Origin of the sequence: Paenibacillus gansuensis (assembly GCF_042684925.1) — a bacterium.
Classification (GTDB): Bacteria; Bacillota; Bacilli; order Paenibacillales; family DY6; genus Paenibacillus_N; species Paenibacillus_N gansuensis.
In genome coordinates this window covers 86,913-111,379 of sequence record NZ_JBHUME010000019.1, presented here as the reverse complement: position 1 = coordinate 111,379, position 24,467 = coordinate 86,913, and the positions used below count along the sequence as shown (strand labels likewise).

Here is a 24,467-nt window from a genome sequence, read left to right as displayed (position 1 = left end):
GGTTACTCCCGTCCTCCTTCTTGCTCTGATAACACTTTTCCTAACTTCTCTAATGTATTGATGAACGCCAGCGCCTCTTCTTCCTCAAAATGGACGATATATTTCGCCAGCAGCTGCTCAATGGTCCTGTTCAGCTCTTGGGACAGCCTCTTGCCCTCTTCGGTCAGCGCCAAATACGTGACTCTCCTGTCTTTTTCATCGGGATGCCGGACAATCAGTTCCTTTTCCGCCAGCCGGTTAATCATCGCAGTAATGGAACTCTTTCCTACAAAAAACACCTCGGACAGCTCCGAAGAAGTACACTGCTCCTGCTCGCCTATGTACTTCAAAATGCAAAATTGATCGGACGTCAAATGCTTCGGCATCCGCTCCGTAATCATCACGTTCATAGCCCGCTGAACGGTATTCATCGAAGAAAAATACCGGTCAATCAGCTGGGACAACAGCTTCGAATCCAAATGGCAGCCTCCTTCGGCTCGTACTAAATAGTTTCACAGTAAAACAGTTCTATATGTGAACTATATCAGCGGAAAATGGTTTCCGTCAACTAGAAACTGGGATATCCTTCAATTTATCAAATTTCCAAAAAGGGGACAGGAGTTCCATCTGGGCGTGCCGAATGTAGTCAAACAAAACTGCGCACAAAGGAGAATACCTATGACAAATACAAAGTCACTCATCAAGGGCATCGGCCAAGTATCCATTCCCGTCCGCCGCCTGAACGAATCCGCCGATTTCTACCGGGATGTGCTGGGCCTGCAGGAATTATTTCGCATGAACAACATGGCCTTGTTTGATTGCGGCGGCATCCACCTGCTGCTCGGTATCGCCGAAAAACCCGAATTCGACCACAAAAGCTCCATCATCTACTTCAATGTGGACAGCATTCACGAGGCTTATGACAGGCTCTGTTCTGCAGGCGTAACCTTCACCTCCGCACCCCACAAAGTCGGGGACCTCGGCACTGTGGAAATTTGGCTGGCATTCTTCACTGATCCGGACGATAATGTGCATGCCATCCGCAGCGAAATTTCAAAAAGCTAAATTTCTCACCCCAGCACGAAGAACCCCCATTCCGCAGAATGAGGGTTCTTTTGTCTTCCCTTATTAGCTAGCTGTAATTCCTGGGGCAGCATACATCAATCTTCCATAGGCCCCGCAACCACCTATTCCTGCACCTGAAAGGCCTGAACCTGCTCCAACAGCTTAGTCACTTTCATCTGTACCTCTGCCGCTTCCTCCGCGTCAAATCCCGCTGAGCATAATAGTTTCGCAGGGACATCGAACGCTTTTTCCTTCAAATTGGCGCCCTTCTCCGTCAGTGTGATCACCACGCTGCGCTCGTCGGACTTCTCCCGCTCCCGGGTTACCAGGCCCATCGACTCCATTTTCTTAAGCAGCGGAGTCAACGTTCCCGAATCCAGATACAGTTTTCCGCCCAGCTCCTTGACGGACACTCCGTCCTTCTCCCACAGCGCCAGCATCGTCACATACTGCGTATAGGTCAGCCCCAGCTCGTCGAGAATGGGACGGTACAGTTTGATAATTTCTCGGGAACAAGCATAAACTGCGAAACAAAGCTGGTTCTCCAGCTTCAGTATATCTTCCTGAGCGCCTGCCATGGTGCACCCTCCTGTTTCTATATTAAAATTGAACCAGTCAATTTAATTGCATACAATATAATTGGTATTGTAATTATATCACTGCTGCATAAGAGTGTCAAAGCAGCTTATGTGGTACAATTAAATTTAGTAAAATCATTTTCAGGAAGGGAGCCGGTCTTATGTCTATCTATGATATTGAAATGAAAACCATCAAAGGGGAAACCCAGCCGATGGATGATTACAGAGGCAAAGTGCTGCTGATTGTAAATACGGCCAGCAAATGCGGATTTACGCCTCAGTACACGGGCTTGGAGAAGCTTTATGAGGAGTATGCCGATCGCGGTCTGGTTGTCTTAGGCTTTCCCTGTAACCAATTTATGAATCAGGAGCCGGGGGACGAAACGGAGATTGCGGAATTTTGTTCGTTGAATCATGGGGTTACATTCCCGCTGTTTGCCAAGGTCGATGTGAACGGCTCGAACGCGCATCCGCTCTATAAGCATTTAACTTCGCATGCGCGCGGCTTCCTTGGTTCCAAGGCCATCAAATGGAATTTCACCAAATTCCTGATCGACCGTGAGGGTAATGTAGTGAAACGTTTTGCGCCGACGGATACGCCTGAGCAGATCGAAAAAGACATCAAAGCGCTGCTAACTTAATCTCCAGCAAAAAAGGGCAATCCCACGACAAGATGGCAAGCAAACACGGCCGCCTTGCAGGGATTGCCTTCTTCTGTTTCAACAGTTATTGCAGCTTCAGCCTCCGGCTGGCCGGCCGCAGCAGGTAAGAGGCAATCGTCAGTGCCAGAAACACAAGCGGCTGAGCAATGACGGACAAGGCATCCCCCGCAAGCGCATGAACGGCAGCGGCTCCCGACAGATGGAAAAAGAAGCCCGCATAAGCCCATTCTTTCAGCAGCGGAGTGCGCGGTATAACAACGGCTATCGCTCCGAGCAGCTTCCATACCCCGAGAATCGTGAGCAAGTATAGCGGAAAACCCAAATGCTTCATCTGTTCGACAGGCTGCTCTGCTCCCGTCAGGAACAGCGTCCCTCCAATTATAAAGCTCGCTGGTCCGAATAAAGTAGTCACCCAATAAGCGATCGTTCTCCAACGTGATTGATTCATGTTCTCAACATTCCTCTCCATAGTCAATGATTGCAGCATGAGTAACCCTAATTAGCGTCAATTCTTGCTCTATATAAACACAACGAATGAACCTGCTGACAATAGACACCCCTGTGGAAAATATTTTAGACAAAAAAAACCGTCCGACCCAGGGCCGACGGCTTTGCTTTTATACATAAAACATAGAAGACACGTACACAAAGCTAAACCAATCACAAATGCTGGATCATCCCATAAACCGTGTTCTTTAGAATCAATTGAAAATAAATTTCTAACACAATGGTATCCACAAATGTTATGACAAACCACAAAGGATACTTTTTCATACGCTGCTTTCCTCCGTACTCCGCTCTCCGTCCGTTACGGCCCCTTCACCCTTCCTCTGGGCGTTGACCAGCCGATGCAGCAGCTGAATGATCTCGGAAATTCCAATGAGCAGCATTCCGAACACAGCACCCGCTATCCACAGGTAAAGTGCGAAGATTCCGCTCCCGCTGACCAAGAGCCCGACAAAAAAGCTAAGCACGGTCAAACAACAACCGACGATAAACAAGACTGTGCCTGTCGTATTATAATCCTTCATCCGTTACCTCCGATTTTTTTCCATATTATAACACCTGAGGAACGAACAGTAACTCCTACCTTGAACTCAAAAGCTTACTCGTCCACCAAACGGTATCCTACTCCGCGGACGGTAGCGATATACTTTGGTGCGGCCGGGGTGTCGCCGAGTTTTTTGCGCAAGCTTTTGACATGGACGTCGACCACATTGCTTCCCCCGAAAAAGTCGCCGCCCCACAAGCGCTCCATCACCTCATCGCGGGACAGGACAGCCCCGTCGGATTGAAGGAACAGCTGGAGAAGCTCATATTCCGTCTTTGTGAGATCGATCCGGTTCCCCTGGTGGAGTACCGTCATTTTTTTCGTATAGACCTCCAGGTCTTTGAACTGACGGACGGCATCAGCCAGCCCCGGCTCGGCGCTTTCCAGCTTAACCGCCGAAGCTACACTGCTGCTGCTTTCCATCACGCGGTTTACATGCGTAAGCGCATCGGGGATCTCCATCGGCCACACGGCAGGCTGGCCGTATTCGGACAGCTCCTTGGCATCGACCTCGTCGCTAACTAGAAGCAGCGTCCGCTGCGCCCGCGCGGCATCCCGGTCCATAGCCTGAAACAAGCGGAGATCGCCCTCTGAAGCCTGGGTTGTAAAATCCAGGATGAAGGCGTCCACCGGGAAGTCGGACAGCAGCGAGGGCTCGAAACGGTGAAAAATCATCACATCGTTACAACTCGCTGAAAGCGCCGTAATCAGCTCCCGAAACCGGTTTGGAAACGGGCTCACCACGACAATCCGGCTCGTCCGGACACAGACGGCTCCAGTCATCGCCTGCAAATCCCGATCGTTTAGTTCTTCTGCGTTAAGCACTCGGCACACACTCCTTCAAAAACAACTTTCACTTCCGCCACCTGAAACCCGGTCTCCCGGGAAACCGCCGCAGCCCACTCCGCCGGAGGCTCCGTCATCACTTCATCCACTTTACCGCACTTGCTGCAAACGACGTGATGATGGTCCTCCGTGCGCGCATCGTACCGGCTGGCAGCCTCGCCCAGCTTCAACTCGCGGATCAGTCCGCTGTCCGTTAGGTACCGAAGCGAATTATAGATCGTGCCGTAGGCAAAGTTATGCCCCTTCTCGCGAAGCGCCTCAATGACATCAGCGGCTGTAGGATGATCATTACGGGTCTGGATCACTTCCAGAATCGCTTTGCGTTGGCTTGTTAAGTTAATTTTATTCATAAAGAACCACCTTCGGCTCGTATAGTAAATGGTTTTTATAATCGTATTTAGACTAAGTATAAATATATCTCTTCAAGAAATCAACTGTACAAAAAAAGGACCCTCGACGCCAAATGCGCCGAGGGTCTTTATTATATAGCTGCTTAATGGCGCTCGGGAGCAGACTTCCGGGGTTAGAGTAACCATTGTTGCCTCGTTAGTAATATCACATATCACTAACCGCGGCCTTGTTGGAAGTTAGTGATACCACATAGCACTAACTGGCACTCGGGAGCAGTTTCCGGGGTTAAAGTAACCATTGTCACCTCGTTAGTAATATCACAAATCACTAACTGCCGCCTCGTTGGAAGTTAGTGATACCACATAACACTAACTGGCACTCGGGAGCAGTTTCCGGGGTTAAACGCCCACCGGCAGCGTCACCTGAAACACAGAGCCCTCGCCCGGGGTGCTCTCCACCGTTACTGAGCCGCCGTGCATCTCGGCGATCCGCTTGACGATGGATAACCCCAGGCCGCTTCCTCCGCGCTCTCGGTTCCGTGACTGGTCCGCCTTGTAGAACCGCTCAAAGATATGAGCTTGTTCCTCCAACGTCATACCGATCCCCGTATCGGCAATGCGGACCCGCACCCACGCACCCTCCTGCTCCGCAGTAATCCGCAGCTCTCCGCCCGCAGGGGTGAATTTCACCCCGTTGCCAATGAGATTCATCCATACCTGGCTCAACAGCTCCTCATCGGCTGAAATATATAAGGGAGTAAGCGAAACTTCCGGCTCTACCCCCTTCTCCCGCCACTGCGGCTCGCAAGCCAGCAACACCTGTTTGAGCTGCATATCCAAGCGGTACCGTTTCGGTTCAAAAGGGTGATGATTCGACTCCAGAGATGTCAGCTTCAGCAGATTTTCACTGATTTTGGACAGCCGCCCGCTCTCCGTTTCAATGATGTTCAGGTAGCGTTTCCGGTCCTCCGCACTCAAGTCACCGCTCTGCAAAGCCCGGGCGAAGCCCTGTATCGAAGTCAACGGCGACTGGATTTCATGGGAAACGTTAGATACGAACTCCTGGCGCATTTTCTCCATCTGATCCAGCTCACTCGCCATATCTTTCAAACTGTCCACCAGCGTACCGAAAGGCCCCATATACTTCCGATCCTCCTCGCGCACCTCTACACGGTAGTCTCCTTTCGCTATTCTTTTCATCGATTCGACCAGGTTGGCCAGGATCTCCATCTGTTTCTGGCGCGCCTCTCTCGGGACAATCAGAAAAGCAGTTACCCCCATCAGGACAAATCCGCCGATAATGGACCATAAATAACTGCCAAACCCCTCCCAGAGAGGGTGCTGCACCGAAGCCGTTATATTTTTACGAACAAACGCAACCGCGAAAAAAGAAACGCTCCAAAATCCCGTTATGGCCAGCATAAAAACAGTCGTTCCCAGAGCTCTTCCCAGGGCCGGACGCTCTTCCATCTTTTTTCGAAAGCGCTTGATCCAAGGGGTTTCCGCATTCCACCTTTTCATGAACGCGCCTCCAGCCTGTACCCGAGCCCCCGGATCGTATGAATGCGGAAACCGCATTGCTCCTCTGAAAACCGGTCCCTCAGCCGGTTGATATGCACGTCTACCGTACGTTCGTTTCCTTCAAAATCATAGCCCCAGATCTGCTCGATCAGCTGTTCCCGGGTAACTGTGCTCCCGGGGGACCCCGCCAGTTTGAACAGCACTTCAAACTCCTTTAGAGGGAGTGTTAAAGCTTCCCCGTTCAACGAGGCCTCATACGTTTTTCGGTTCATCGTTAACCCGCCGACGCTCACGGTTTGAGAGACCGCAATTTTGTACCGCTTCAGCAGCGCCTTTACCCGGGCAATCAGTTCCTCCGGCTCGAACGGCTTCACCAGATAGTCGTCGGCGCCAAGGTCGAACCCTTTCACCTTTTGGGATGTCTCCCCTTTGGCGGTAAGCATTAATACGGGAAGATCGTAATTCTTCCGGATCTCCCTGCACAGCTCCCACCCGTCCATGTTCGGCATCATAATATCCATGACTACAAGGCTGATCCCGCCCGGTTCCTCCAGAAGGGCCAACGCTTTCATCCCGTCCGGGGCCATGACCGTCTCCAACCCTTCCCGCTCCAGAAACACCTTTACCAGCTCCCGAATATGGGGATCGTCATCCACCACGAGAATGTTAACCACGTGTGGACACCGCCTTATCGCCGGCTGCCGTAACCTTCACCGCAGTTTCCGCGCCTTCCCCGTCGTTCAGCCTCAGCTGATGCGTCGCAAATTCCCTATACAGGTCATGCGTCTCCAGCAGCTCTTCGTGAGTTCCGGCACCCGTAATGGTGCCTTTCTCGATAAAAATAATCTGGTCCGCATCCACCACTGTAGACAGCCTATGCGCAATAACCAGTGTCGTGCGTCCCTGCATCAGGTTGTTCAAAGCCTGCTGCACGACGCCTTCGGACTTGCTGTCCAGGCTGGACGTCGCCTCGTCCAGCATCAGAATCTGCGGGTCGCGCAGCAGCGCCCTCGCAATCCCGATCCGCTGCCGTTGCCCGCCCGACAGCTTGATCCCCCGCTCGCCGACTTCCGTATCGTATCCGTCCGGCAGCTCGCTGATGAACGTGTCGGCGTAAGCCATCGCCGCCGCACGGCGCAGCTCTTCTTCGCTTACGTCCCTGTCCAGGCCGTAGCAGATATTGTAGCGGATCGTGCCCGCCAGGATCGGGCTCTCTTGCGAAACGTAGCCGATATGGCTCCGCCAGGAATACAGGGAATAGGCGTCGATGGGCTCATCGCCCAATCGGATCACGCCAGCCTGCGGATGATAGTAGCGTTCCAGGAGCGAGAACAGCGTCGTCTTCCCTCCGCCGCTCGGCCCCACAATCGCCGTCACCTTGCCCGACGGCGCAGCAAAACTGACGTCCCGCAAAATCGGCTCGTCTTCGTTATAAGCAAAATGCAGCCCTTCCACATAGATCGTTTGCGCTGCATCCGTCAGCGTGTTCCCCGCATAAGGATCTTCCTCTTTCAAATCCAGCGTGGCGACGATCCGTTCGGTAGCGCCGACAGCCTTTTGCAATTGGGTAAAGAACATCGTCACTTGGCTGACCGGAAATATAATCTGGAACAAATACAACAGGAAGGCAACAAGCTCGCCGGCCGTCAGCTCACCGGAAGAGACGCGGACACCGCCGTAGCCGATAATGACCACTAGCAGCGTCATGATGACAAAAGTCATCAACGGCCCGACCATTGCCTGAACACGGCCTTCTTTGACCCCGAAGCGGAACAGGGCGGTAATCCCCTGCCGGCCGCGCTCATATTCCAGCTGCTCTGAGCCGGAGGACTTGACCAGACGGATTTCAGACAGAACTTGACTCAGGACAGCCGTAAATTTCGCTGTCTCATCCTGCGTTCCCTTGGCGATGTTATGCATCTGCCGGCCGAGCGGCATGAGGATGGCCATCGTCAACGGAATGGCGGTGAAGAGAACAAGCGTCATCTGCCAATCCAGAAACAGCAATATTGTAATAGAACCGATAATGGAAACAAGTCCTGTCACAAATGTGGCCATATGCTCGGATATGAGACCTTTCACCACGCCGGTGTCGTTCGTCATCCTGCTGATCGTATCGCCTGTCTGGTGCGTGTCGTAGTAAGGAACCGGCAGCACCAAAAGCTTTTTCCACAAACGGTCCCGGATATTCGCCACGACGTTCTGCCCGATCCTATTTAACATATAGATGGCGAATCCTGCAGCTACAGCCTGGACCGCGGCAGCAAGCGCCAGAAATGCGATGATAGTGACATTAAGAGAATCCTTGGAGAATTGATCGATGAGGTTTTTGGTAAACATCGGCACAAACAGGCCGGCTACCGTAGTAACTAAAGAAAGCGACAGCGCCGCCGCAATCCATGCTTTGGAGGGTTTGGTATCTGCAATGAGCTTCAAAAATCGCCGGAAGCCCTGTTTGGTCACTTTGACCGCTTCTTTCGGCTTTCCGGACGGCCCCAATTCTGTTTGATCATTAGACATCTTGTTCACCCGTTTCTATCAAAATAGGGAGCCCGGCAGCCGGAACGGTCCGCTCCTTGCAAAGCTCACTGTGCCAAGATTACTACGTCTTTATAAACAGAATATAAATTGGCCGGCCTGAAAGCAAATGACAACTCCTCAAGTCACAGAATAGGCGACAACAATCTCACGCAGGACTCTTTAAATTTAGCCAGGTAGGACCGCTTCCGATACGCATCTACTGTCAGTTCGTGGGAATGCAGCATGTCCACTTCGAACACGCGCTTCAGCCGGGAAGCTGACGCAGTGTCATACAATACGGCATTTACTTCAAAATTCAGCTTAAAGCTGCGAATATCGATGTTCGCTGTTCCGACCGAAGCGACTTTCCCGTCGACGACCATCGTTTTGGCGTGAAGAAACCCTTTTTCATATAAAAAGCATCGCACCCCCGCCTCCAACAGCTCGCCCAAATAGGAAAAGGACGCCAGATACACGAGTTTATGATCCGGCTGGCTCGGCAGCATAATTTTCACTTCCACTCCGGAGGCCGCAGCAATCGTAAGGGCGGTGATCAGGCTCTCGTCCGGGATAAAATAAGGGGTTTGCAGGTAGATGCTCTTTTTGGCGGAATGGATCATTTTGATATAAGAATTCTTGATCTGCTGCATTTCCGAATGAGGCCCGCTGGACACAATCTGCATGCCGGTTTTACCCGTGCCTTCCAGCTTAGGGAAACAATCCCCGTCAAACACATTCAAGCCGGTCGCCAAGCTCCAATCCAGCAGGAATAAGGCCTGCATCTGGCCGACCGCTCCGCCCTGCACTCTCAGATGGGTATCCCGCCAAAAGCCAAAGTGCTTGTTCAGCCCCAAATATTCATCCCCTACGTTGAAGCCGCCGATGTAGCCGATTTTGCCGTCGAAGACCGCCATTTTCCGGTGATTCCGGTAGTTGAGCCTTAGGTTGAAGTACGGAATTTTGGAGGGGAAAAAGACACCCACTTCGCCCCCGGCGGCGATCAGGCTATCAAAGAGGCTCTTAGGAGTACGGTTGCTTCCGATGGCGTCATACAGCAGGCGCACCTGAACCCCGGCCCGGGCTTTCTTCTCCAGCTCCTGTACCAGGCGCTGCCCGAGATGGTCGTTATGCACAATGTAATAGATTAAGTGAATATGGTCCTGCGCTTCGGCAATATCCTTGAACAACGCATCGAACTTCTGGTTCCCTTCCGTAAACAGCTCGATCTCGTTGTCCTGCGAGAAAATGGACTGGCTGCTCACCAGGTTCATATACATCATATCCCTGTATTCGGTCATAGCCGGGTCGTGAAACTTCATTTCGCCATGCTTCAGCTCTTCTTTCTGATGCTGGACATGGCTTTGAATCAGCATGCGCTGTTTCTTTTTGATCCGGTAGATTTTGCGGCGGCTCAGGTTCTGTCCCAACAACAGATACAGGATAAAGCCGATGTAGGGAAGGAAGAACATAACCATCAGCCATGCCCAGGTTACTGCGGCATTCCGCCGCTCCAGAAAGATGATGGCGCCTGCAAAAACGATATTGATTAACGGTAAAAGTGAGATTAAGTCCGGAAACTTCATGATGCGGCACCCTGCCCTTGGTTAATTATGGTGTAGCGTTCTATATTGTATCCATAAACGCCTCCATACTCAACAGAAACGAAAAATTACCGCAAATCGGAGGTCCTCAAGAAGTCATTTACCCGTTTCTTATACTCTTCACGATCCCCGCAGCCCTTGTACAGCCTATCATTCACCTGAGCAGCATTGCCGAAGAAAAAGCGTTCATACACCGTCTGCCGTCCGCCAAAAGCGCTGACGCTCATTTCCCAGGCGAGGCGTAACAGCCGGACATGATCTTTGCCGTTCCTGTCAACGCCCTGCAGGTAGCGTTGAAGCTGGCTTTCCAGGGGGGAATGGAAATCCTGTTCCCCGGGGATCATGATTACGCCGCTTGCACCGAGCAGCTGAATGATCTCGATCATTCGCGGGTACATTTTGGGATAATAGACGTTGGCGGCCAGCAGCGGTTTCCGGTCGGGCAGCATACTCCCCCAGCGGTCGCGGGAAGCGTTTCGTTCGGCTGCCAGCAGCAGCGATTTCAGCGTTTCTAACGCCAGGATCAGCTCCGTGACCATCTCTCTGACTTGGGGATAACGGTCGATGCCGCCGGTTTCAACCATCAATTCGGCAGTCCCTAGGAAGAATTCGGTTTTAGCCATGTTTTTGCACATGATTTGCATGCCCGCATGCGTGTGGAAATCACTTTCCTCAAAAAAGCGGACAGCCAGCTTCTGGTCCCCGCAGATAAATACTCTGTCCCACGGTACGAGCGCATCTTCAAACAGGACAAGGGTATCCATCTCCTCAAACCGGGAGCTGAGCGGGTAATCGTAGGCCGAGTCGCCGCCAACGAAGCTTTCCCTGCATACAAACCGGACACCGGGGTGGCTGCTTGGCACAGCAAAAGCAAAGGCGTACGGACTATCTTCTTCTTCGCACATAACGGGAGCTGGATAAACGAGAATTTCGTCGCAAGTGGCGCCTTGGGTGTCGAGGAGGAAAGCCCCCCTAATAACGATCCCGTCTTTGTTCTTATCGACAATACGAGTCGCAGTCGGCTCCTCAATCAGTGATAGAAGTACCGCCAAGTGAGCGGTTTTGGGTTGAACGAATACGTGGGAGAGGGTAATATCCTGTTCCCGGCAGTATTCGTAATAACGCCGCAGGTTAGCCGCATACTCCGGGTACTTCTCTTCTATAAAGCCCGCCGCCGCAGCAAAAGCCATCAGTGCCGTGTTCATATAATCCGGCGCCCTGCCTAGGAAGCCGTGATGCTGTAAGGCCCACGTCTGCATCATTTTCCGGCGGGCAGCCATATCTTTCTTGGTTTTGGGCTGGAGGAACGACAGTCCGACGGGGTCTCCGGTCAGGGGGGAGGGATAGGTCAGTTTGCGGCGGAAGGCCGGGTCCAGCTGCATATCGTACATTGCCGCTTGCGTGGACATCAGCCCTTTGAACGCAGGGTGCTCCGATAGAGGGCCATGAATTTGCCCGCCTGTTATCCTGACATCAGGCGGGTAGGAATCGATCCGCCGGATATACTCGGTGCCGCTCTTCACTGCCATGACGCATACACCTCTTTTGTGTGTTTACCGCATTATATTCCGGCGGCCGCGGACGGGTTCGTTATCCGCGGGCTGACATCCTTTGGACGATAGCCGAAGCCGTAAGCGAGAACGAAGCCAAAAAGCAGAGCAGCGCCGACGTTTCGAGAATTTCTTCGGCTGTTTGCTCCAGCCGTTCCACCGGTTTGGTCATGTTGGACACATCGTATGAATCCATCAAAACAGCGGTAACGGCGAGCACAGCCCCCGCTATAAACCAGCGCTTGGCCCCGGGGCGAAACTGCAGTTCTTTCCATACGAAGCGGAGAAAGATCAGTCCGGCGGCGGCATATAACAATACCAGAAAATCTCCCGCTCCTACCCAGGGAAGCAGCTTAATGCTTGCAGCCGTGCTGATGGCCTCGGATCGAGCAAGCGCGATAACTGGAGCCGTGGCCAATGTGACCTGCGGCGAAATCGTCGACTGAACGGGATCCGCCATATCCGCTCCTCTTTGTATTGTTAGGCTTACTTTGAGTATACAGCCCTACTTTTTACGTTACCAGATTCCCCTGTTCCGCGCCTGCTCCGCCAATAATCTGAGATCTTCAATAAATTTGTTATAAAGTACCGGGCGCCTCCTTACGGCCAAAGGATGATAGGCCGTATTCATCGGGATCCCGCTGAATTCCAACCACTGCCCCCGCAGCTGTTTTACTTCAGCCTCTTCGTTGGCCAGCAAAGACTGGAGCACTACATTTCCCAGTGCGCACAACAGCTTGGGCTGTCCTGCTTGAACTTGGGCATGCAGATGCTGCATACATAACTTGCGGGCAGCCGGTTTGTCATAAGCCCGCAAAGGCCGCCGCTTTAACAGATATGTTACATACACCTGATCTGCGGGAATCCCCGTATCCGCTAGTCCTTGAAGCAGCGTCTGCCTAGTGCCGCATACGACCGGATCTCCCTCCCGGGATTCCCTCGCCCCCGGATTATCCAAAATAAAGTATACGGCCGCTTCCGAATTCCCTTCCCCCCATATCATCCTGCTGTGAAGCCCTGCTTCTTTGCACATGTGGCAAGCCGCTGCCTCAGCAGGTACGACTTCCTCCGGAAGCCCGTCGCACGGACTGTAGATCATGCGGAACGTCCCCTCTCTTTTGTTACGATGTTGAAGTCTATATTTTCCTGGTTATTTCCTTTTTAATCCAGTCGCGTTTATCTTCATGCCGATATTTCCACGTGGAACATGGTTTGACAGAGCTGCCCCAAGTCCGTTACGATTCAGCTGAATGGATAAATACGGATAATTTCAATCAAAAGGGGGATATTATGAACCTTCGTCCTGTGTTACGCAAGATGGGAAACTCCAGCCTTCTCCCGTCTCCGCTTGGGCTTGGATGCTGGCAATTCAGCAACGGCCAGGGCTTGGTGGGCAAATTTTGGCCTGTGCTGCAGCCGCCGGATGTGCTGAAGATTGTCCGCACCAGCCTGGAGGGCGGGATCAATTGGTTCGATACCGCGGAAGTTTACGGGAACGGCCAATCCGAACAGATGCTGGCTCAAGCGTTGAAGCAGGCCGGCCCGCTGGCCGAGGAAGCGTATATTGCCACCAAGTGGTGGCCGCTGTTCCGCACCGCATCCAGCATCAGCGAAACCATTGAAGCGCGCAAACGAATGCTGGATCACCGGACCATCCATCTCCATCAGGTGCATCAGCCGTTTTCTTTTTCCTCTGTGAAGGAGGAAATGAATGCGATGGCCGGTTTGGTCAAACAAGGCCACATCCGGCATGTTGGCGTGAGTAACTTCTCGGCAGCCAAAATGCGCGAAGCAGACCAGGTTTTGCGTGAACATGGCCTGCGCCTTACCTCCAATCAGGTGAAGTACAGCCTGCTGGACCGCCGGATTGAACGCAACGGCATTCTGGAAACGGCACAGGAACTGGGCGTAGCGATCATTGCTTATTCCCCGTTGGAACAAGGTATTTTGAGCGGAAAGTTCCATCGGAACCCAGAGCTTGTGCAAGCGGTGAAAGGACCGCGCAAATGGTCCTCCGCCTTCCGCGCTTCCGGGATGCAGAAATCCAGGCCGCTGATCGAAGCGCTGGAGGAGATTGCAGTGCGTTACGACTCATCGCCTACTCAGATTGCACTCAACTGGCTGATCCATGCGCATGGCGATACTATCTTTGCCATTCCCGGCGCCTCTAAGACGCATCATGCCGAAGAAAATGTGAAAGCCATGCAAATCCGGCTGACACCTGATGAGATACGGCATCTAAGCGATGTGTCTAACCGGATCAAATAATGGGTTAGCTCTTATTCATAACAAAAACGCCCGGCCTCCCGAAGGTGCGGGCGTTTTTTCGCGTTTGTCTGATGTGCTGCGTATATTGATTATCTGTCTTCTTTCATCGGCTCTACTTGGGTCAGAGCGTCATAATCCGCCTCCAGCATATCCCGGGCAATGCCGGCGGGCTCCTGATAAGGGCTGTCCTGCGTCTGCGCTACCGCATGCTCGGCTTTGGCTAGGGCATTTTCCGCCTGATCGATCATTTGGGAAGAAGGATGGGACTGTGCCTGTTGTACGGCGTGGTGCGCGCGGTCCACGGAGTTTTGGGCTTGAGATATCGGGTTTTGCGCTTGCAGGCTGGTGTCGCGGTCGGGCATGGTTCGGCCTCCTTTGGATTTCAGGTCATCTCAGTTAATTTGTTGTAAAAGAGGGGCAATTATGCATAACACCTAACCGATCTAGGACCTTGGTCTGATTGATGATGCGCTCCGCTTGCCGCGAACGTTTAAGCAGTGGGTAATATGGGTTATGAGGTAACAGAGTGTTTTGGTGAGCATAAAGAATTTGGAAGTTAGCTAGGGGGAGCCGGATAGTGACGGAACGTAACCATACGATTATGCAGTTTTTTGAATGGCATGTGGAGGCCGATGGATCCCATTGGAACCGCTTGAAGGAGCTTGCGCCCGAGTTGAAGAGGCTGGGAATGGATTCTGTGTGGATTCCCCCGGTCACAAAAAGCCAGTCTGCTGAGGATACCGGATACAGTGTGTACGATCTGTACGATTTGGGCGAGTTTGATCAAAAGGGCACTGTGCGCACCAAATACGGCACCAAACAAGAGCTGATCGAGGCGATCCAGGCTTGCAAAGAGGCGGGAATCGCCGTTTATGTCGATCTTGTGATGAATCATAAAGCGGGAGCGGATGAGACCGAGACGTTCCAAGTGGTGCAGGTCAACGATCAGGACCGGACGGAAGTGATTTCGGAGCCTTTTGATATCGAGGGTTGGACGAAATTTACCTTTCCGGGGCGGGGGGACCGGTATTCGTCTTTCAAGTGGAATTTTGAGCATTTTAACGGCACGGATTATGACGCCAAAGACGGACGAACCGGCGTGTTCCGCATCGTCGGCGAAAATAAAGACTGGAACGAAAATGTCGATCACGAGTTCGGGAACTACGACTATCTGATGTTCGCCAACATCGATTATAATCATCCGGGCGTGCGCGAGGAAATGATCCGCTGGGGCCGCTGGATTGCGGAAACGACGGGCTGCGACGGGTTCCGGCTGGATGCGATCAAGCATATCAATCATCATTTTATTAAAGATTTTGTGTCGGCTGTGCTGGAGGACCGAGGCGAGAATTTCTATATTGTCGGGGAATTTTGGAACAATGATTTGGGTGCTTGTCAGCACTTTTTGGATACGGTGGAGTACAAAATCGACCTTTTCGACGTATCCTTACATTACAAGCTGTGTGAGGCTTCCAATTCCGGCAGAGACTTCGATTTGACAACCGTGTTTGACGATACGCTGGTGAAGTCACATCCTTTACATGCGGTGACGTTTGTAGATAACCATGATTCGCAGCCGGACGAGGCGCTGGAGTCGTGGGTGCAGGATTGGTTCAAGCAGAGTGCGTATGCGTTGATTTTACTGCGGCAGGACGGGTATCCCGTGGTGTTTTACGGCGATTACTACGGCATTGGCGGAGAGAACCCGATTCCCGGCAAAAAGGAAGCGATCGACCCGCTGTTACACGCCCGCTATCATAAGGCCTATGGGGAGCAGCAGGATTATTTTGACCATCCGAATACGATCGGCTGGGTGCGCTTGGGGGTGCCCGATGTGGAGGGCTCCGGCTGTGCGGTTGTGATCTCGAACGGCGAAGACGGCGAGAAGCGCATGTTTGTCGGGGAGGACCGCGCCGGCGAGGTGTGGTCGGACCTGACCGGCAACCGCGGCGACCAGGTGACCATCGGGGAGGACGGCTTCGCCGCCTTCCCCGTCACCGGCGGCAGCGTGTCGGTGTGGTGCCTAGGGGGCGCGGCGGAGTAGCGGCGCCGGAGCTGGGGGGCCGCTGGGGACGGGGTACCCCGCGCTGCAGCGGTACTTTTTACCGCTGCGGACGGGACTGGCACGATAGAGCGGTACTTTTTACCGCTCCAGCTACTGGCCCTACTCTGCAGCGGTACTTATTTCCGTTACAGCTGGCGGACGGGCGCTGTAGCGAACCTTTTTACCGCTGCAGCTGCCAACCGGACGCTGGAGCGGTACTTTTTGCCGCTGCAGCCAGTGCCCGTGCGCTGGAGCGGTATTTTTTACCGCTGCGGACGGGACTGGCACGATAGAGCGGTACTTTTTACCGCTCCAGCTACTGGCCCTACTCTGCAGCGGTACTTATTTCCGTTACAGCTGGCAGACGGGCGCTGTAGCGAACCTTTTTACCGCTGCAGCTGCCAACCGGACGCTGGAGCGGTACTTTTTACCGTTGCAGCCGGCACTAGAGCACCGGGGCGGTACATTACTAAATTTTGCACCAAACTGCAATTACTATCTGAATTTCAAGAAAGCCGAATCCCAGCGGACTCGGCTTTCTCTGATGCTATTTATCGCTTTTAAGTGGCTACGCCTGCTACTCCACCAAGCCCTGCTCCTTCAGCCATTCGTCGGCGACGTCGCGGGCCTTCCGCCCCTCAAGGTCCACCTTGCCGTTCAGTACAGACATGGCTTCGTCGTCGATTTTGCCTGCCAGCAGGTTAAGCGCCTCTGCCAGTTCCGGATGGGCTTTCAGCGTCTCCATACGGATGACCGGAGCTGCGAAGTAAGGCGGAAAGAACTGCTTGTCGTCCTTCAGCACTTTCAACTTAAAGGCCGGAATGCGGCCGTCGGTTGAAAAAGCGTCATTCACATCGGTTCTACCGTCTTTTACAGCACCGTAAGTCAGACCGGGATCCAATCCCTTGATCTCTTTAAACTTTAGGTTATAGGCTTTTTGCAGCCCTTTATAACCATCAGGGCGCTCCAAAAACTCAAACGTGGCCCCGAAGACCATATTGCCTGATTGCTTGGCCAGATCCGAGAACGTTTCAATCCCCAGCTGGTCCGCCCGGTCCTTTCGCATGGCCAGCGAGTACGTGTTGTTAAACCCGATCGGCTTCAGCCACGTAACTTGGAACTGCTTTTCATAAGCCGCCTTTACCTGGTTATACGTTTCGTTCGGATCTCCGCCTAACGGCTTCTGTTTTAAAACGGATGTCCAGCCGGTCCCGGTATACTCCGGATATATATCGATATCTCCGCTTACAATGGCATTGTGCGTTACTTGAGATCCCCCGAGAAACGGCTTCCGCACAACGTTCAGGTCTGTCTTGGCCTCAATTAATCCGGCAAAAATGTGTACAAGAATATCCTGCTCGGTGAAATTTTTCCCGCCAACAACGACCGTTTCTCCGCTTGTCCCCCCTTTGCCATACTGGGTAAACAAGCCTGCGATCAGCAGCAGCACCAATACTCCGGCAATCCCTGCCTCAATCCATTTGAACACCTTGGAACGCGGCTTCTTCTTACGTTTTAACCCTTTTGGCGTTGCAGCCTGTTCCAATCTTCCCAGCAAATAATCAAACAACAACGCCAGCAGCGCCGCCGGAATCGTACCAGCCAGGATCAACTCCGTATTCACCGTGGAAATCCCCCGGAAAATGAGGTCGCCTAACCCGCCCGCGCCTACAAACGAGGCCAATGTTGCAACCCCGATCAGCATGACGGTTGCCGTCCGGATCCCTGCCATGATGACACTCAGTGCCAAAGGCAGCTCCACCTTGGTCATCACCTGGAAGCTGGTCATCCCCATCCCTACGCCGGCTTCTTTAATAGGCTTCTCGACATTCATAATTCCCGTATAGGTGTTCCGCATGATCGGCAGCAGGGCATAAATCGTTAACGCCACAATGGCCGGTATCCGGCCTATCCCCAACAACGGAATCATAAAGCCTAGCAAAGCCAAGCTCGGTATAGTCTGAAAAAGCGATGCAACCCCGATAATCGGCGATGCCAGCCTCGGATAACGGGTCAGCAGCAGCCCTGTCGGAATCGAAATTAAAATAGCGATCAATAATGCAATAAATGAAATCTGTATATGCTCCATCGTGGCCCGGATGATCTCATCCTGCCGGTTTACGATTACCTGCCATAAATTCATACTATTTTCCAGCCTCCACTTACATTTGTTTAAGCAGTGCGTCGACCAAGCTTGAATTGGTCACCAGGCCGGCTAAATGTCCATTGTTGTGAACGACCGGAAGGCTGCTTAAACCATGCTTTTTCATCATTTCCACAGCTTCCCCGATGCCCGTACCAACCTCTACGAAAGGTGCATCGACCTTCATGATGCTCTGCAAGGACAATTCTTCATCATGGTACTGCTCTTCTAACATTTCTTTCGTAACTACGCCGCGCAAAATACGGTATTTATCAGTAATCAATAAGCTGTTGACGTGATGCTGCCGCATCAGCTTCGCCCCGTGCGCAAGTCCGCGTGTCAAGGCAGCCGTTACCGGATTCGTGATCATAACATCCTCAACACTAAGAGTACCCGCATCGGACAGCCTTCCTTCGCCGATGAACGTCCTCACAAAGTCATTCTTAGGCCGGCGCAAAATCTGGTCCGGCGTATCTGCCTGTACAATCTCCCCGTCTTTCATCAGAACGATCCGGTCCGCAATCTTCAACGCCTCGTCCATGTCGTGGGAAACAAAGACGATCGTTTTCTTTACTTCCTCCTGCAAACGTATCAGCTCATCCTGCAGCTGTTCGCGGCTGATCGGGTCCAGTGCGCTGAAAGGCTCGTCCATCAGAATAATGGACGGCTCCGCCGCCATGGCCCGGATTACCCCGATTCTCTGCTGCTGCCCGCCGCTCAGCTCGGCCGGGTATCGGTCCCGATATAGATCCGGGTTTAATCCCACCATCTCCATCAGCTCATCGATTCGCTTTTCGTAGGCGCGCTTGTCCATCTTTTTCAGTCTGGGAACGATGGCTACATTGTCTTTGATCGTCATATGAGGAAAAAGACCGATCTGCTGGATCACATAGCCGATGTTTCGGCGCAGCTCCACAGGATCGATCTTTGATATATCCTTACCGTCTACAAGAACCTGCCCTGAGGTCGGTTCCACTAACCGGTTTATCATTTTCATCGTCGTTGTTTTGCCGCAACCGCTGGGGCCGATCAGAGTAATCAGTTCGCCCGCCTTAACTTCCAAGTTCAATCCCTTTAATGCCGTACTGCCGTCAGGATACTTCTTAACTACATCTATAAATTGAATCAATTGCTTTGCACCTCGTTCTATTTGTATCTACTTCTCAGATTCCACCTAGATTAGTAATGTACCCATGGAAGTTCATTTTGAATCTCCAGGACCCGCGGATTATAGAAAAAGAGAGCCCTTAAAGGACTCTCTCAAACGTCAATATTACTTAGTATCCCTAAGTATAACTAGGTATTACTTGGTACTACAATCGTAAAGTATTACAATTAGTTACCAAGTATTACTTGGTAATATTTCATCTCATTTCAGTTTAAATCCATGACTCAATGTCATCTTCATCGATGTCGTCTTCAGCCGGTACAGGAGGCTCTGCAGCGTATTTCTCGTTCTGCTCAGCAGAGGATTGCGTACGGCCGGAAGCCGCCTGAGGCCCGGAAACATTTGCCTGTTTGGAATCGGCTGCGTCCCGTTCGGAAGATGCCTCCGTCGACCTAGAAGTATGGCCCGCCGTTTGTACAGGGACCGCCCGCTCGAACTCAGACTTTCGTGCATCCCCGGCATGCTCCCTTTCAACTGCAGCAGCCGGCGCCGACAGAGGTACCGCTGCAGCCGATGCAGCCGCAAGCTCCTGCCGGCCCTGCCCCAGTTCCTGCAAGGCAACCCCGGCCATTTGACTGACCGGTCCGCGTTCCGTTGGAATGTGCGCCTGTAAATTGCGAATGCCGTTTCGGCTGATCTCATTCTCGATCAAGTAACGCACCGAATCCATCAGATTCGTCTGCGTATTGATCCAGCTCATGACCGCGGGATCTTCATTCTTCTTCGTTTTTAAGCTAAAATTGTCGCCGGGTTGCTTGGTCTTCTTCACGCAGGCTGCACCGCTTTATTCTTCAGCACTTCGTAAATTTTTCCGCGGACAAACGCATCCAGTCCCATCGCATTCAGCTTCACGGCATACTCCGAAGGAATGTACAGCAGCTGCATTTCACGCTCGGAACACAGCTCTTCCAGATGAGCATAAAGCATCGAGCGCATCAGAATGCTTCCCCCGCCGTACACGCAGATCAGATCAATCTCGTTCCGCGCTTTGGTCAGCTGTTTTTTCACGTTCTGCACGATTTGGCGCACTTGGCTTTCCAAAGGGCGCTTCAACGTCTTCAAGGCACGTGCATGGTACTTATGCTTCGGATTCTTAATAACGTCACTGAAGAACTGGCGCGGACTGTCCGGCAGATGAATCAAGCGGTTGAACTCGTCCAGCGCCTCTTCGATCGCGTAGCCGACCCCGTGGTGGCTTCCGTGCACGAACTGACGAAGAAATTTGTTCCCGTCTGTAATCGGGTACTCGGTGGAACCGTCTCCGATGTCAACATGAAGGATGCGCTTGTCCTTGAAGTACGTCCCGCTAAATTTGGCGCCCATTTCATAGGTTTCCGCAAACTCTTTGAAAATGTCGCCCTCTCTCCAGTTGCCGTCGGCATCCTTTTGCAGCGTAAAAATAACCGGTGTCGCTTCCGGAACCACCTTCGTAAAAGGAAACACGATTTTCACAGCTACCCGATGCGTCCCCAAATGCACCGTTACATGATGCGTGCCAGACGTAAACCGCTTCTCGAACTTCGCGGAAGTTTCGTCCGTATGCTGGGTGACCGGCAGCGCCGTGGCCATATCTACTTCCAGGTCAATGCTAACCGGCACCTTTTTCTCTTCCTCATATGCCTTCTGAACGGCTACAGCCGCAATTTGAGCCAACGTATTGACGATAGGCAGGTCCATATCGCTCTTCAAATCGATGCCGATTTGCAGGTTATCCAGCAGCTCTCCGCTTTCCAGCGCAAATTTGCCGATATAGTACATGCCCGGACGTGCTGCCGGAGAATCGACGGTCACGACCAGCTGTTCCTGCAGGTTTTTGATGAAACTCTCGGGTGCTTGCTCTTCACTCCACGGAAGCTCGTCCACCGTACAGTTTACATTCGGCTGTTGAATCAGCTTCCCGTCTACGATCAGGTCGTGCTCGCTGTTTCCGTTATCGTTCCCTACGAAAAAATGATAGTTCATGAGGTCTTCCTCCTTCTTTCTATGTAAAAATACTAGACACGGTATTACTATGTCATACGAAGTAGTATAGTTCAACGGCAGAAGGACCCAGGAACTAGATTAAATTTTTCCAAGAATTTGTCGCAAAATGGTGAAGCCTGGCCTGCATCCCCGCAAAAGCATCATCAAACTGCTTGTGCCGGTGCCCGTTTGCCCCGGAAGGGTGCGGAAATCCCCACAAAACATCCGATTCCTTAAGACTGCCTCTTTCGGTCAGCGTCCGAAGGATATCCTCTACGGCCCTGCCCAAAGGAATGAGTAACGGAGACGATAAATGAGCCAGTTCCTGCTCCATACCGGCCACTGCTTTCGATCGCAAAAAACCGTTTCCCGCCAACCGCGGGGTGGAGCCGGTGTAATTTTTCCCTTTGTAAAATACGGGGTAGCGAAGCAGAGAAGTAGTGTGCACAAGCGTCTGATGTTCCGCGAAAAGGGTTCCGGCAGACGGAATGCCGAGATACCGGTGCACCTCCAGCTTGTCCAGCATGCCGATCAGGTTATGGCGCATAGAGCCGACAAAGCAGGCTGCCTCTTTCGCCCGGCGGCAAACGTCCTCTGGACTGCAGCCTTCCCTTACCGCTCTTGCGGCCGTTTCCCACGAAACTTTCATCTGATTCCAGCCTGGCGTGATGCCGACAATCATCAGCTTTGCTTTCGGTTGGAGGTAGTCGTTATGCGGGGCATAGTACACTTCCAGGTCGCCGTCCTTATCAAGCAGGATGGGTTCTTTCAACAAATCCTGGGCGGTCAGCGCCCGCTCCGGCAGCCGGGAAAGCTGTGACATGTATTGTTCCAACAGTGAATTCAGCAGCATATTTTCTCCCTCCACCCGTGTTTGCAGGACGCACTTCTCAACACTTTACTTTACCTTGTCCAAACTACTTCTTTACCATAAGATACCCGGTCTTCCGAAGCGGAGCAAGCTATTGGCCAAGAAGAAAGCCGACGCGGGTACGCCGGCTCTCAAACATCATAACGGATTAGTGCAAAAAAGGTTCGTTCCCCTTATTTCTTCTCCACATTTGCGCGCACAATCGCGAAGAACCAGCGCTCCGGCAGCAATTTGCGCAGGGGCAGCAGCCACGGCGCAGGGCTGCCCACCGCATAGCGGAGCCGGTTCGAACGATCCGTCGCCGCTTTATAGATGGAAGCTGCCACCGCTTCAGGCGCCACGCCATTAGCTCCTGCACTCTGCATACTGCTGCGGACAACCTTGACATAGTCCTGGTACTCCGGCAGTTCCCCGCTGTTGATGAAATCCTCTGAACGTGAATAGAAATCTGTTTTAATAACCCCAGGTTCGATAATTTTCACGTTAATTCCAAGAGGCTTCAGCTCATAATGCAGCGACTCGGAGAAGCCCTCCAGCGCCCATTTGGAGCCATGATACAGGCTGTAAAGCGGGAACGTCACCTTGCCGCCGACGGAGGTTACATTGATGATCGTCCCTTCCCGGCTCCCTCGAAAATGCGGCAGCAAAGCTTGAATCACCTGCATCGTGCCATATACGTTCGTCTCGAATTGCCTGCGGACCTGCTCTGGAGTAGAGGCCTCAAAGATACCTACCGCACCGTATCCTGCGTTATTCAACACCGCGTCAATGCGCCCGAAATCCCGGATCGCGTCCTCCACAGCCGCTTCAATACTTACCCTGTCGGTCACATCCAAACGATACGTCCGCACCCTTGATTGATCGTTATATCCCTTGCTTCCTTCCGGATTTCGCATCGTCGCCGCCACATTCCACCCTTTCGCCGCAAACAGCTCCGCAGCTGCTCTGCCGATCCCGGTAGAAGCACCTGTAATAAAAATCGTTTTTGACAAATAAATAACCTCCATACTAATAAGTTTCTATGTTTAAACATATTGACATAAATGATAAAAAAATTAATCTCTATCTTCGAAGCATGCACGGGTTTGTTCCGTTTAAATGTTTAAGTTCTTAAACATATTAAAACACGCTCAACCTTTCTTGTCAATCGCCGCAAGAAAGGCACCCTTTTCCAAAGGATGCCCCTCCATATCAATATCCGCAGCTTTAACTACCCGTTCCCCGCATCCGATTCCGCTGTCACCGGAATCAAGATCGTAAACTCCGGCTTCGTCGTATAGGGATCCTGGGACATCGGGTATTTCTCAAAATGAGTCAGATCCCTCTGGTCATGACGGTATCCGTTGCGCTCCATCCAGGCGAACAGGTTGCCGTACGATTGCTGTACGCTGTCCCCTTTCGGGTGAGAGTAAGTCAAGTACTCGCGTTCAGGCACGGTAACCGAAGTCATGCTTTCCGGAACCTGCTCAGCCTGCTCCACTTCTACTACGGCATAATGGGTGAACCGGTCCTTATCCGTGTGGTAGGACAGGCCCAGCAGCGTATGAGGATCCGTCACATGCTTGATCTCAAGCAACCGTCTCTGCACCTCTTCTTGAACGGCGCGGATTCCTCCCGCTTCCGCCTCGGCAAAGGTTCCCTCCCATTTTATGCCCACCGCCTGAAAGCCGTGATGTTTCTTAAATGTATATGGGGTCGTATCCATTATCCGCACCCTCCTTTTGTTCATCCCTAATCCGGATTATAACTTTATGAGCGGCTGCCAAGATGTATACCTTACCAATTCGACTTTCACGCAGCCAATCCTCCCGGACCCTGGATGTTACATTCCGTTATGCTGCAGCAGGTCCAGCCGGTTGCCGTATAAGTCCTCAAATACCACTTCCACGCCCCACGGCACTTGTTTCGGCTCCCCGAAAAACTTGACGCCCTTCGCTTTCATGCGCTCATAGTCTCCACGGCAGTCATCCGTCTCCAGCACAAAAAACACATGCCCCGCCGCCTGGCTCCCTACACGCTCCGCCTTTTCCGCCGAGTCCGCCTTCACAAACACGATCGCCGTTTCACTGTCCCTCGCAGGCGCAACTGTCACCCAACGCATATCCGGCCCGAACTTGTTATCCGCCATCAATTCAAAACCAAGTTTGTCCGTATAAAAATCAATCGCTTCCTCATAGTCCGCAACAAGCAGGGTTAGATGCCCGATTTTTTTGACCATCAACGACGACCTCCTATGTATTGTTCCTTTCCTAAGTATAAACCAAGATCGGCACAAACTTCCCTTTTTC

Annotated in this window: 27 protein-coding genes; 5 read left to right on the top strand and 22 right to left on the bottom strand. The window is 52.3% G+C overall.

All coding sequences use genetic code 11. The annotated features are described in order from the left end of the window. Window positions 1-2: 2 nt before the first annotated feature. Window positions 3-458 (bottom strand): MarR family winged helix-turn-helix transcriptional regulator, encoded by a 456-nt coding sequence (locus ACFSUF_RS23440; protein ID WP_377607175.1) that lies wholly within the window; start codon window positions 456-458, stop codon window positions 3-5. 199 nt (window positions 459-657) lie between these two features. Between ACFSUF_RS23440 and ACFSUF_RS23435 the strand changes: the two genes are divergently transcribed. Continuing rightward, complete coding sequence (locus ACFSUF_RS23435) at window positions 658-1,044, top strand: VOC family protein (protein ID WP_377607173.1); 387 nt, start codon at window positions 658-660, stop codon at window positions 1,042-1,044. 122 nt (window positions 1,045-1,166) lie between these two features. On the opposite strand, the gene ACFSUF_RS23430 is transcribed toward ACFSUF_RS23435, so the two are convergent. Next, entirely contained in the window at window positions 1,167-1,622 is a 456-nt protein-coding gene (locus ACFSUF_RS23430; RefSeq protein ID WP_377607171.1) for a MarR family winged helix-turn-helix transcriptional regulator, read from the bottom strand. Window positions 1,623-1,783: 161 nt separating this feature from the next. Here ACFSUF_RS23430 and ACFSUF_RS23425 point away from each other — a divergent pair, with 161 nt between their 5' ends. Beyond that, a complete protein-coding gene (locus tag ACFSUF_RS23425; protein WP_377607170.1) occupies window positions 1,784-2,263 on the top strand; it encodes a glutathione peroxidase in 480 nt (159 codons plus the stop codon). Window positions 2,264-2,348: 85 nt separating this feature from the next. On the opposite strand, the gene ACFSUF_RS23420 is transcribed toward ACFSUF_RS23425, so the two are convergent. The 11 genes from ACFSUF_RS23420 to ACFSUF_RS23370 form a co-directional block, all read right to left on the bottom strand. Then, on the bottom strand, window positions 2,349-2,732 hold the full coding sequence (locus tag ACFSUF_RS23420) for a DoxX family protein (protein ID WP_377607168.1): 384 nt from the start codon (window positions 2,730-2,732) through the stop codon (window positions 2,349-2,351). Between the two features lie 322 nt (window positions 2,733-3,054). After that, on the bottom strand, window positions 3,055-3,315 hold the full coding sequence (locus ACFSUF_RS23415; protein WP_377607166.1) for a hypothetical protein: 261 nt from the start codon (window positions 3,313-3,315) through the stop codon (window positions 3,055-3,057). 74 nt (window positions 3,316-3,389) lie between these two features. Further along, the gene (locus ACFSUF_RS23410; protein WP_377607164.1) at window positions 3,390-4,160 is read right to left on the bottom strand and encodes a winged helix-turn-helix domain-containing protein; all 771 of its coding nucleotides are present in this window, start codon (window positions 4,158-4,160) and stop codon (window positions 3,390-3,392) included. Further along, window positions 4,139-4,531: a Fur family transcriptional regulator gene (locus ACFSUF_RS23405; protein ID WP_377607162.1), complete on the bottom strand. Its 393-nt coding sequence runs from the start codon at window positions 4,529-4,531 to the stop codon at window positions 4,139-4,141. The genes ACFSUF_RS23410 and ACFSUF_RS23405 overlap by 22 nt, the downstream gene beginning before the upstream one ends. 399 nt (window positions 4,532-4,930) lie before the next feature. Beyond that, the gene (locus tag ACFSUF_RS23400; protein ID WP_377607160.1) at window positions 4,931-6,052 is read right to left on the bottom strand and encodes a sensor histidine kinase; all 1,122 of its coding nucleotides are present in this window, start codon (window positions 6,050-6,052) and stop codon (window positions 4,931-4,933) included. Then, a complete protein-coding gene (locus tag ACFSUF_RS23395; RefSeq protein ID WP_377607158.1) occupies window positions 6,049-6,726 on the bottom strand; it encodes a response regulator transcription factor in 678 nt (225 codons plus the stop codon). The genes ACFSUF_RS23400 and ACFSUF_RS23395 overlap by 4 nt, the downstream gene beginning before the upstream one ends. Further along, a complete protein-coding gene (locus ACFSUF_RS23390; protein ID WP_377607156.1) occupies window positions 6,719-8,572 on the bottom strand; it encodes an ABC transporter ATP-binding protein in 1,854 nt (617 codons plus the stop codon). Before ACFSUF_RS23390 ends, ACFSUF_RS23395 begins: the two co-directional genes overlap by 8 nt. A gap of 143 nt (window positions 8,573-8,715) precedes the next feature. After that, window positions 8,716-10,155: a cardiolipin synthase gene (gene cls, locus ACFSUF_RS23385; protein ID WP_377607154.1), complete on the bottom strand. Its 1,440-nt coding sequence runs from the start codon at window positions 10,153-10,155 to the stop codon at window positions 8,716-8,718. Between the two features lie 86 nt (window positions 10,156-10,241). Next, window positions 10,242-11,702, bottom strand: a complete 1,461-nt coding sequence (gene hpaB, locus ACFSUF_RS23380; protein WP_377607152.1) for a 4-hydroxyphenylacetate 3-monooxygenase, oxygenase component — start codon at window positions 11,700-11,702, stop codon at window positions 10,242-10,244. 61 nt (window positions 11,703-11,763) lie between these two features. Further along, window positions 11,764-12,183 (bottom strand): hypothetical protein, encoded by a 420-nt coding sequence (locus ACFSUF_RS23375; RefSeq protein ID WP_377607150.1) that lies wholly within the window; start codon window positions 12,181-12,183, stop codon window positions 11,764-11,766. Window positions 12,184-12,240: 57 nt separating this feature from the next. Continuing rightward, window positions 12,241-12,822, bottom strand: a complete 582-nt coding sequence (locus ACFSUF_RS23370) for a uracil-DNA glycosylase (RefSeq protein WP_377607149.1) — start codon at window positions 12,820-12,822, stop codon at window positions 12,241-12,243. Window positions 12,823-13,013: 191 nt separating this feature from the next. Between ACFSUF_RS23370 and ACFSUF_RS23365 the strand changes: the two genes are divergently transcribed. Then, window positions 13,014-13,991, top strand: a complete 978-nt coding sequence (locus ACFSUF_RS23365; protein WP_377607147.1) for an aldo/keto reductase — start codon at window positions 13,014-13,016, stop codon at window positions 13,989-13,991. A gap of 89 nt (window positions 13,992-14,080) precedes the next feature. On the opposite strand, the gene ACFSUF_RS23360 is transcribed toward ACFSUF_RS23365, so the two are convergent. After that, window positions 14,081-14,353, bottom strand: a complete 273-nt coding sequence (locus ACFSUF_RS23360; RefSeq protein ID WP_377607145.1) for a hypothetical protein — start codon at window positions 14,351-14,353, stop codon at window positions 14,081-14,083. 239 nt (window positions 14,354-14,592) lie between these two features. On the opposite strand from ACFSUF_RS23360, the gene ACFSUF_RS23355 reads away from it, so the two are divergent. Together ACFSUF_RS23355 and ACFSUF_RS23350 are read left to right on the top strand one after the other, a co-directional pair. After that, window positions 14,593-16,035: an alpha-amylase gene (locus tag ACFSUF_RS23355; RefSeq protein ID WP_377607608.1), complete on the top strand. Its 1,443-nt coding sequence runs from the start codon at window positions 14,593-14,595 to the stop codon at window positions 16,033-16,035. Beyond that, window positions 16,008-16,328 (top strand): hypothetical protein, encoded by a 321-nt coding sequence (locus tag ACFSUF_RS23350; RefSeq protein WP_377607143.1) that lies wholly within the window; start codon window positions 16,008-16,010, stop codon window positions 16,326-16,328. The genes ACFSUF_RS23355 and ACFSUF_RS23350 overlap by 28 nt, the downstream gene beginning before the upstream one ends. A gap of 284 nt (window positions 16,329-16,612) precedes the next feature. On the opposite strand, the gene ACFSUF_RS23345 is transcribed toward ACFSUF_RS23350, so the two are convergent. From ACFSUF_RS23345 to ACFSUF_RS23310, 8 genes are all read right to left on the bottom strand, one after another. Further along, the gene (locus ACFSUF_RS23345) at window positions 16,613-18,178 is read right to left on the bottom strand and encodes a glycine betaine ABC transporter substrate-binding protein (RefSeq protein WP_377607141.1); all 1,566 of its coding nucleotides are present in this window, start codon (window positions 18,176-18,178) and stop codon (window positions 16,613-16,615) included. Window positions 18,179-18,197: 19 nt separating this feature from the next. Continuing rightward, on the bottom strand, window positions 18,198-19,307 hold the full coding sequence (locus tag ACFSUF_RS23340) for an ABC transporter ATP-binding protein (RefSeq protein ID WP_377607139.1): 1,110 nt from the start codon (window positions 19,305-19,307) through the stop codon (window positions 18,198-18,200). 250 nt (window positions 19,308-19,557) lie between these two features. Beyond that, window positions 19,558-20,115, bottom strand: a complete 558-nt coding sequence (locus ACFSUF_RS23335) for a hypothetical protein (protein ID WP_377607137.1) — start codon at window positions 20,113-20,115, stop codon at window positions 19,558-19,560. Continuing rightward, window positions 20,112-21,308, bottom strand: coding sequence for a hypothetical protein (locus ACFSUF_RS23330; protein WP_377607136.1), 1,197 nt, complete (start codon window positions 21,306-21,308; stop codon window positions 20,112-20,114). The genes ACFSUF_RS23335 and ACFSUF_RS23330 overlap by 4 nt, the downstream gene beginning before the upstream one ends. A gap of 94 nt (window positions 21,309-21,402) precedes the next feature. Then, window positions 21,403-22,161, bottom strand: a complete 759-nt coding sequence (locus ACFSUF_RS23325) for a hypothetical protein (protein ID WP_377607134.1) — start codon at window positions 22,159-22,161, stop codon at window positions 21,403-21,405. 191 nt (window positions 22,162-22,352) lie between these two features. Beyond that, window positions 22,353-23,171 carry an SDR family oxidoreductase gene (locus ACFSUF_RS23320; RefSeq protein WP_377607132.1) on the bottom strand — a complete coding sequence of 273 codons (819 nt, stop codon included), beginning with the start codon at window positions 23,169-23,171 and terminating at the stop codon, window positions 22,353-22,355. Between the two features lie 218 nt (window positions 23,172-23,389). Continuing rightward, window positions 23,390-23,884 (bottom strand): GyrI-like domain-containing protein, encoded by a 495-nt coding sequence (locus tag ACFSUF_RS23315; RefSeq protein WP_377607130.1) that lies wholly within the window; start codon window positions 23,882-23,884, stop codon window positions 23,390-23,392. Between the two features lie 117 nt (window positions 23,885-24,001). Continuing rightward, entirely contained in the window at window positions 24,002-24,397 is a 396-nt protein-coding gene (locus tag ACFSUF_RS23310; RefSeq protein WP_377607606.1) for a VOC family protein, read from the bottom strand. Window positions 24,398-24,467 lie beyond the last annotated feature (70 nt).

Excerpts from the sequence above, each read along its gene's own strand:
- ACFSUF_RS23370 (WP_377607149.1), bottom strand. The coding sequence starts at position 12,822 with ATGATCTACAGTCCGTGCGACGGGCTTCCGGAGGAAGTCGTACCTGCT.
- ACFSUF_RS23435 (WP_377607173.1), top strand. The coding sequence starts at position 658 with ATGACAAATACAAAGTCACTCATCAAGGGCATCGGCCAAGTATCCATT.
- ACFSUF_RS23360 (WP_377607145.1), bottom strand. The coding sequence starts at position 14,353 with ATGCCCGACCGCGACACCAGCCTGCAAGCGCAAAACCCGATATCTCAA.
- ACFSUF_RS23425 (WP_377607170.1), top strand. The coding sequence starts at position 1,784 with ATGTCTATCTATGATATTGAAATGAAAACCATCAAAGGGGAAACCCAG.
- ACFSUF_RS23430 (WP_377607171.1), bottom strand. The coding sequence starts at position 1,622 with ATGGCAGGCGCTCAGGAAGATATACTGAAGCTGGAGAACCAGCTTTGT.
- ACFSUF_RS23390 (WP_377607156.1), bottom strand. The coding sequence starts at position 8,572 with ATGTCTAATGATCAAACAGAATTGGGGCCGTCCGGAAAGCCGAAAGAA.
- ACFSUF_RS23365 (WP_377607147.1), top strand. The coding sequence starts at position 13,014 with ATGAACCTTCGTCCTGTGTTACGCAAGATGGGAAACTCCAGCCTTCTC.
- ACFSUF_RS23310 (WP_377607606.1), bottom strand. The coding sequence starts at position 24,397 with ATGGTCAAAAAAATCGGGCATCTAACCCTGCTTGTTGCGGACTATGAG.
- hpaB (WP_377607152.1), bottom strand. The coding sequence starts at position 11,702 with ATGGCAGTGAAGAGCGGCACCGAGTATATCCGGCGGATCGATTCCTAC.
- ACFSUF_RS23330 (WP_377607136.1), bottom strand. The coding sequence starts at position 21,308 with ATGAACTATCATTTTTTCGTAGGGAACGATAACGGAAACAGCGAGCAC.
- ACFSUF_RS23400 (WP_377607160.1), bottom strand. The coding sequence starts at position 6,052 with ATGAAAAGGTGGAATGCGGAAACCCCTTGGATCAAGCGCTTTCGAAAA.
- ACFSUF_RS23420 (WP_377607168.1), bottom strand. The coding sequence starts at position 2,732 with ATGAATCAATCACGTTGGAGAACGATCGCTTATTGGGTGACTACTTTA.
- ACFSUF_RS23415 (WP_377607166.1), bottom strand. The coding sequence starts at position 3,315 with ATGAAGGATTATAATACGACAGGCACAGTCTTGTTTATCGTCGGTTGT.
- ACFSUF_RS23355 (WP_377607608.1), top strand. The coding sequence starts at position 14,593 with ATGCAGTTTTTTGAATGGCATGTGGAGGCCGATGGATCCCATTGGAAC.
- ACFSUF_RS23375 (WP_377607150.1), bottom strand. The coding sequence starts at position 12,183 with ATGGCGGATCCCGTTCAGTCGACGATTTCGCCGCAGGTCACATTGGCC.
- ACFSUF_RS23325 (WP_377607134.1), bottom strand. The coding sequence starts at position 22,161 with ATGCTGCTGAATTCACTGTTGGAACAATACATGTCACAGCTTTCCCGG.
- cls (WP_377607154.1), bottom strand. The coding sequence starts at position 10,155 with ATGAAGTTTCCGGACTTAATCTCACTTTTACCGTTAATCAATATCGTT.
- ACFSUF_RS23405 (WP_377607162.1), bottom strand. The coding sequence starts at position 4,531 with ATGAATAAAATTAACTTAACAAGCCAACGCAAAGCGATTCTGGAAGTG.
- ACFSUF_RS23315 (WP_377607130.1), bottom strand. The coding sequence starts at position 23,884 with ATGGATACGACCCCATATACATTTAAGAAACATCACGGCTTTCAGGCG.
- ACFSUF_RS23345 (WP_377607141.1), bottom strand. The coding sequence starts at position 18,178 with ATGAATTTATGGCAGGTAATCGTAAACCGGCAGGATGAGATCATCCGG.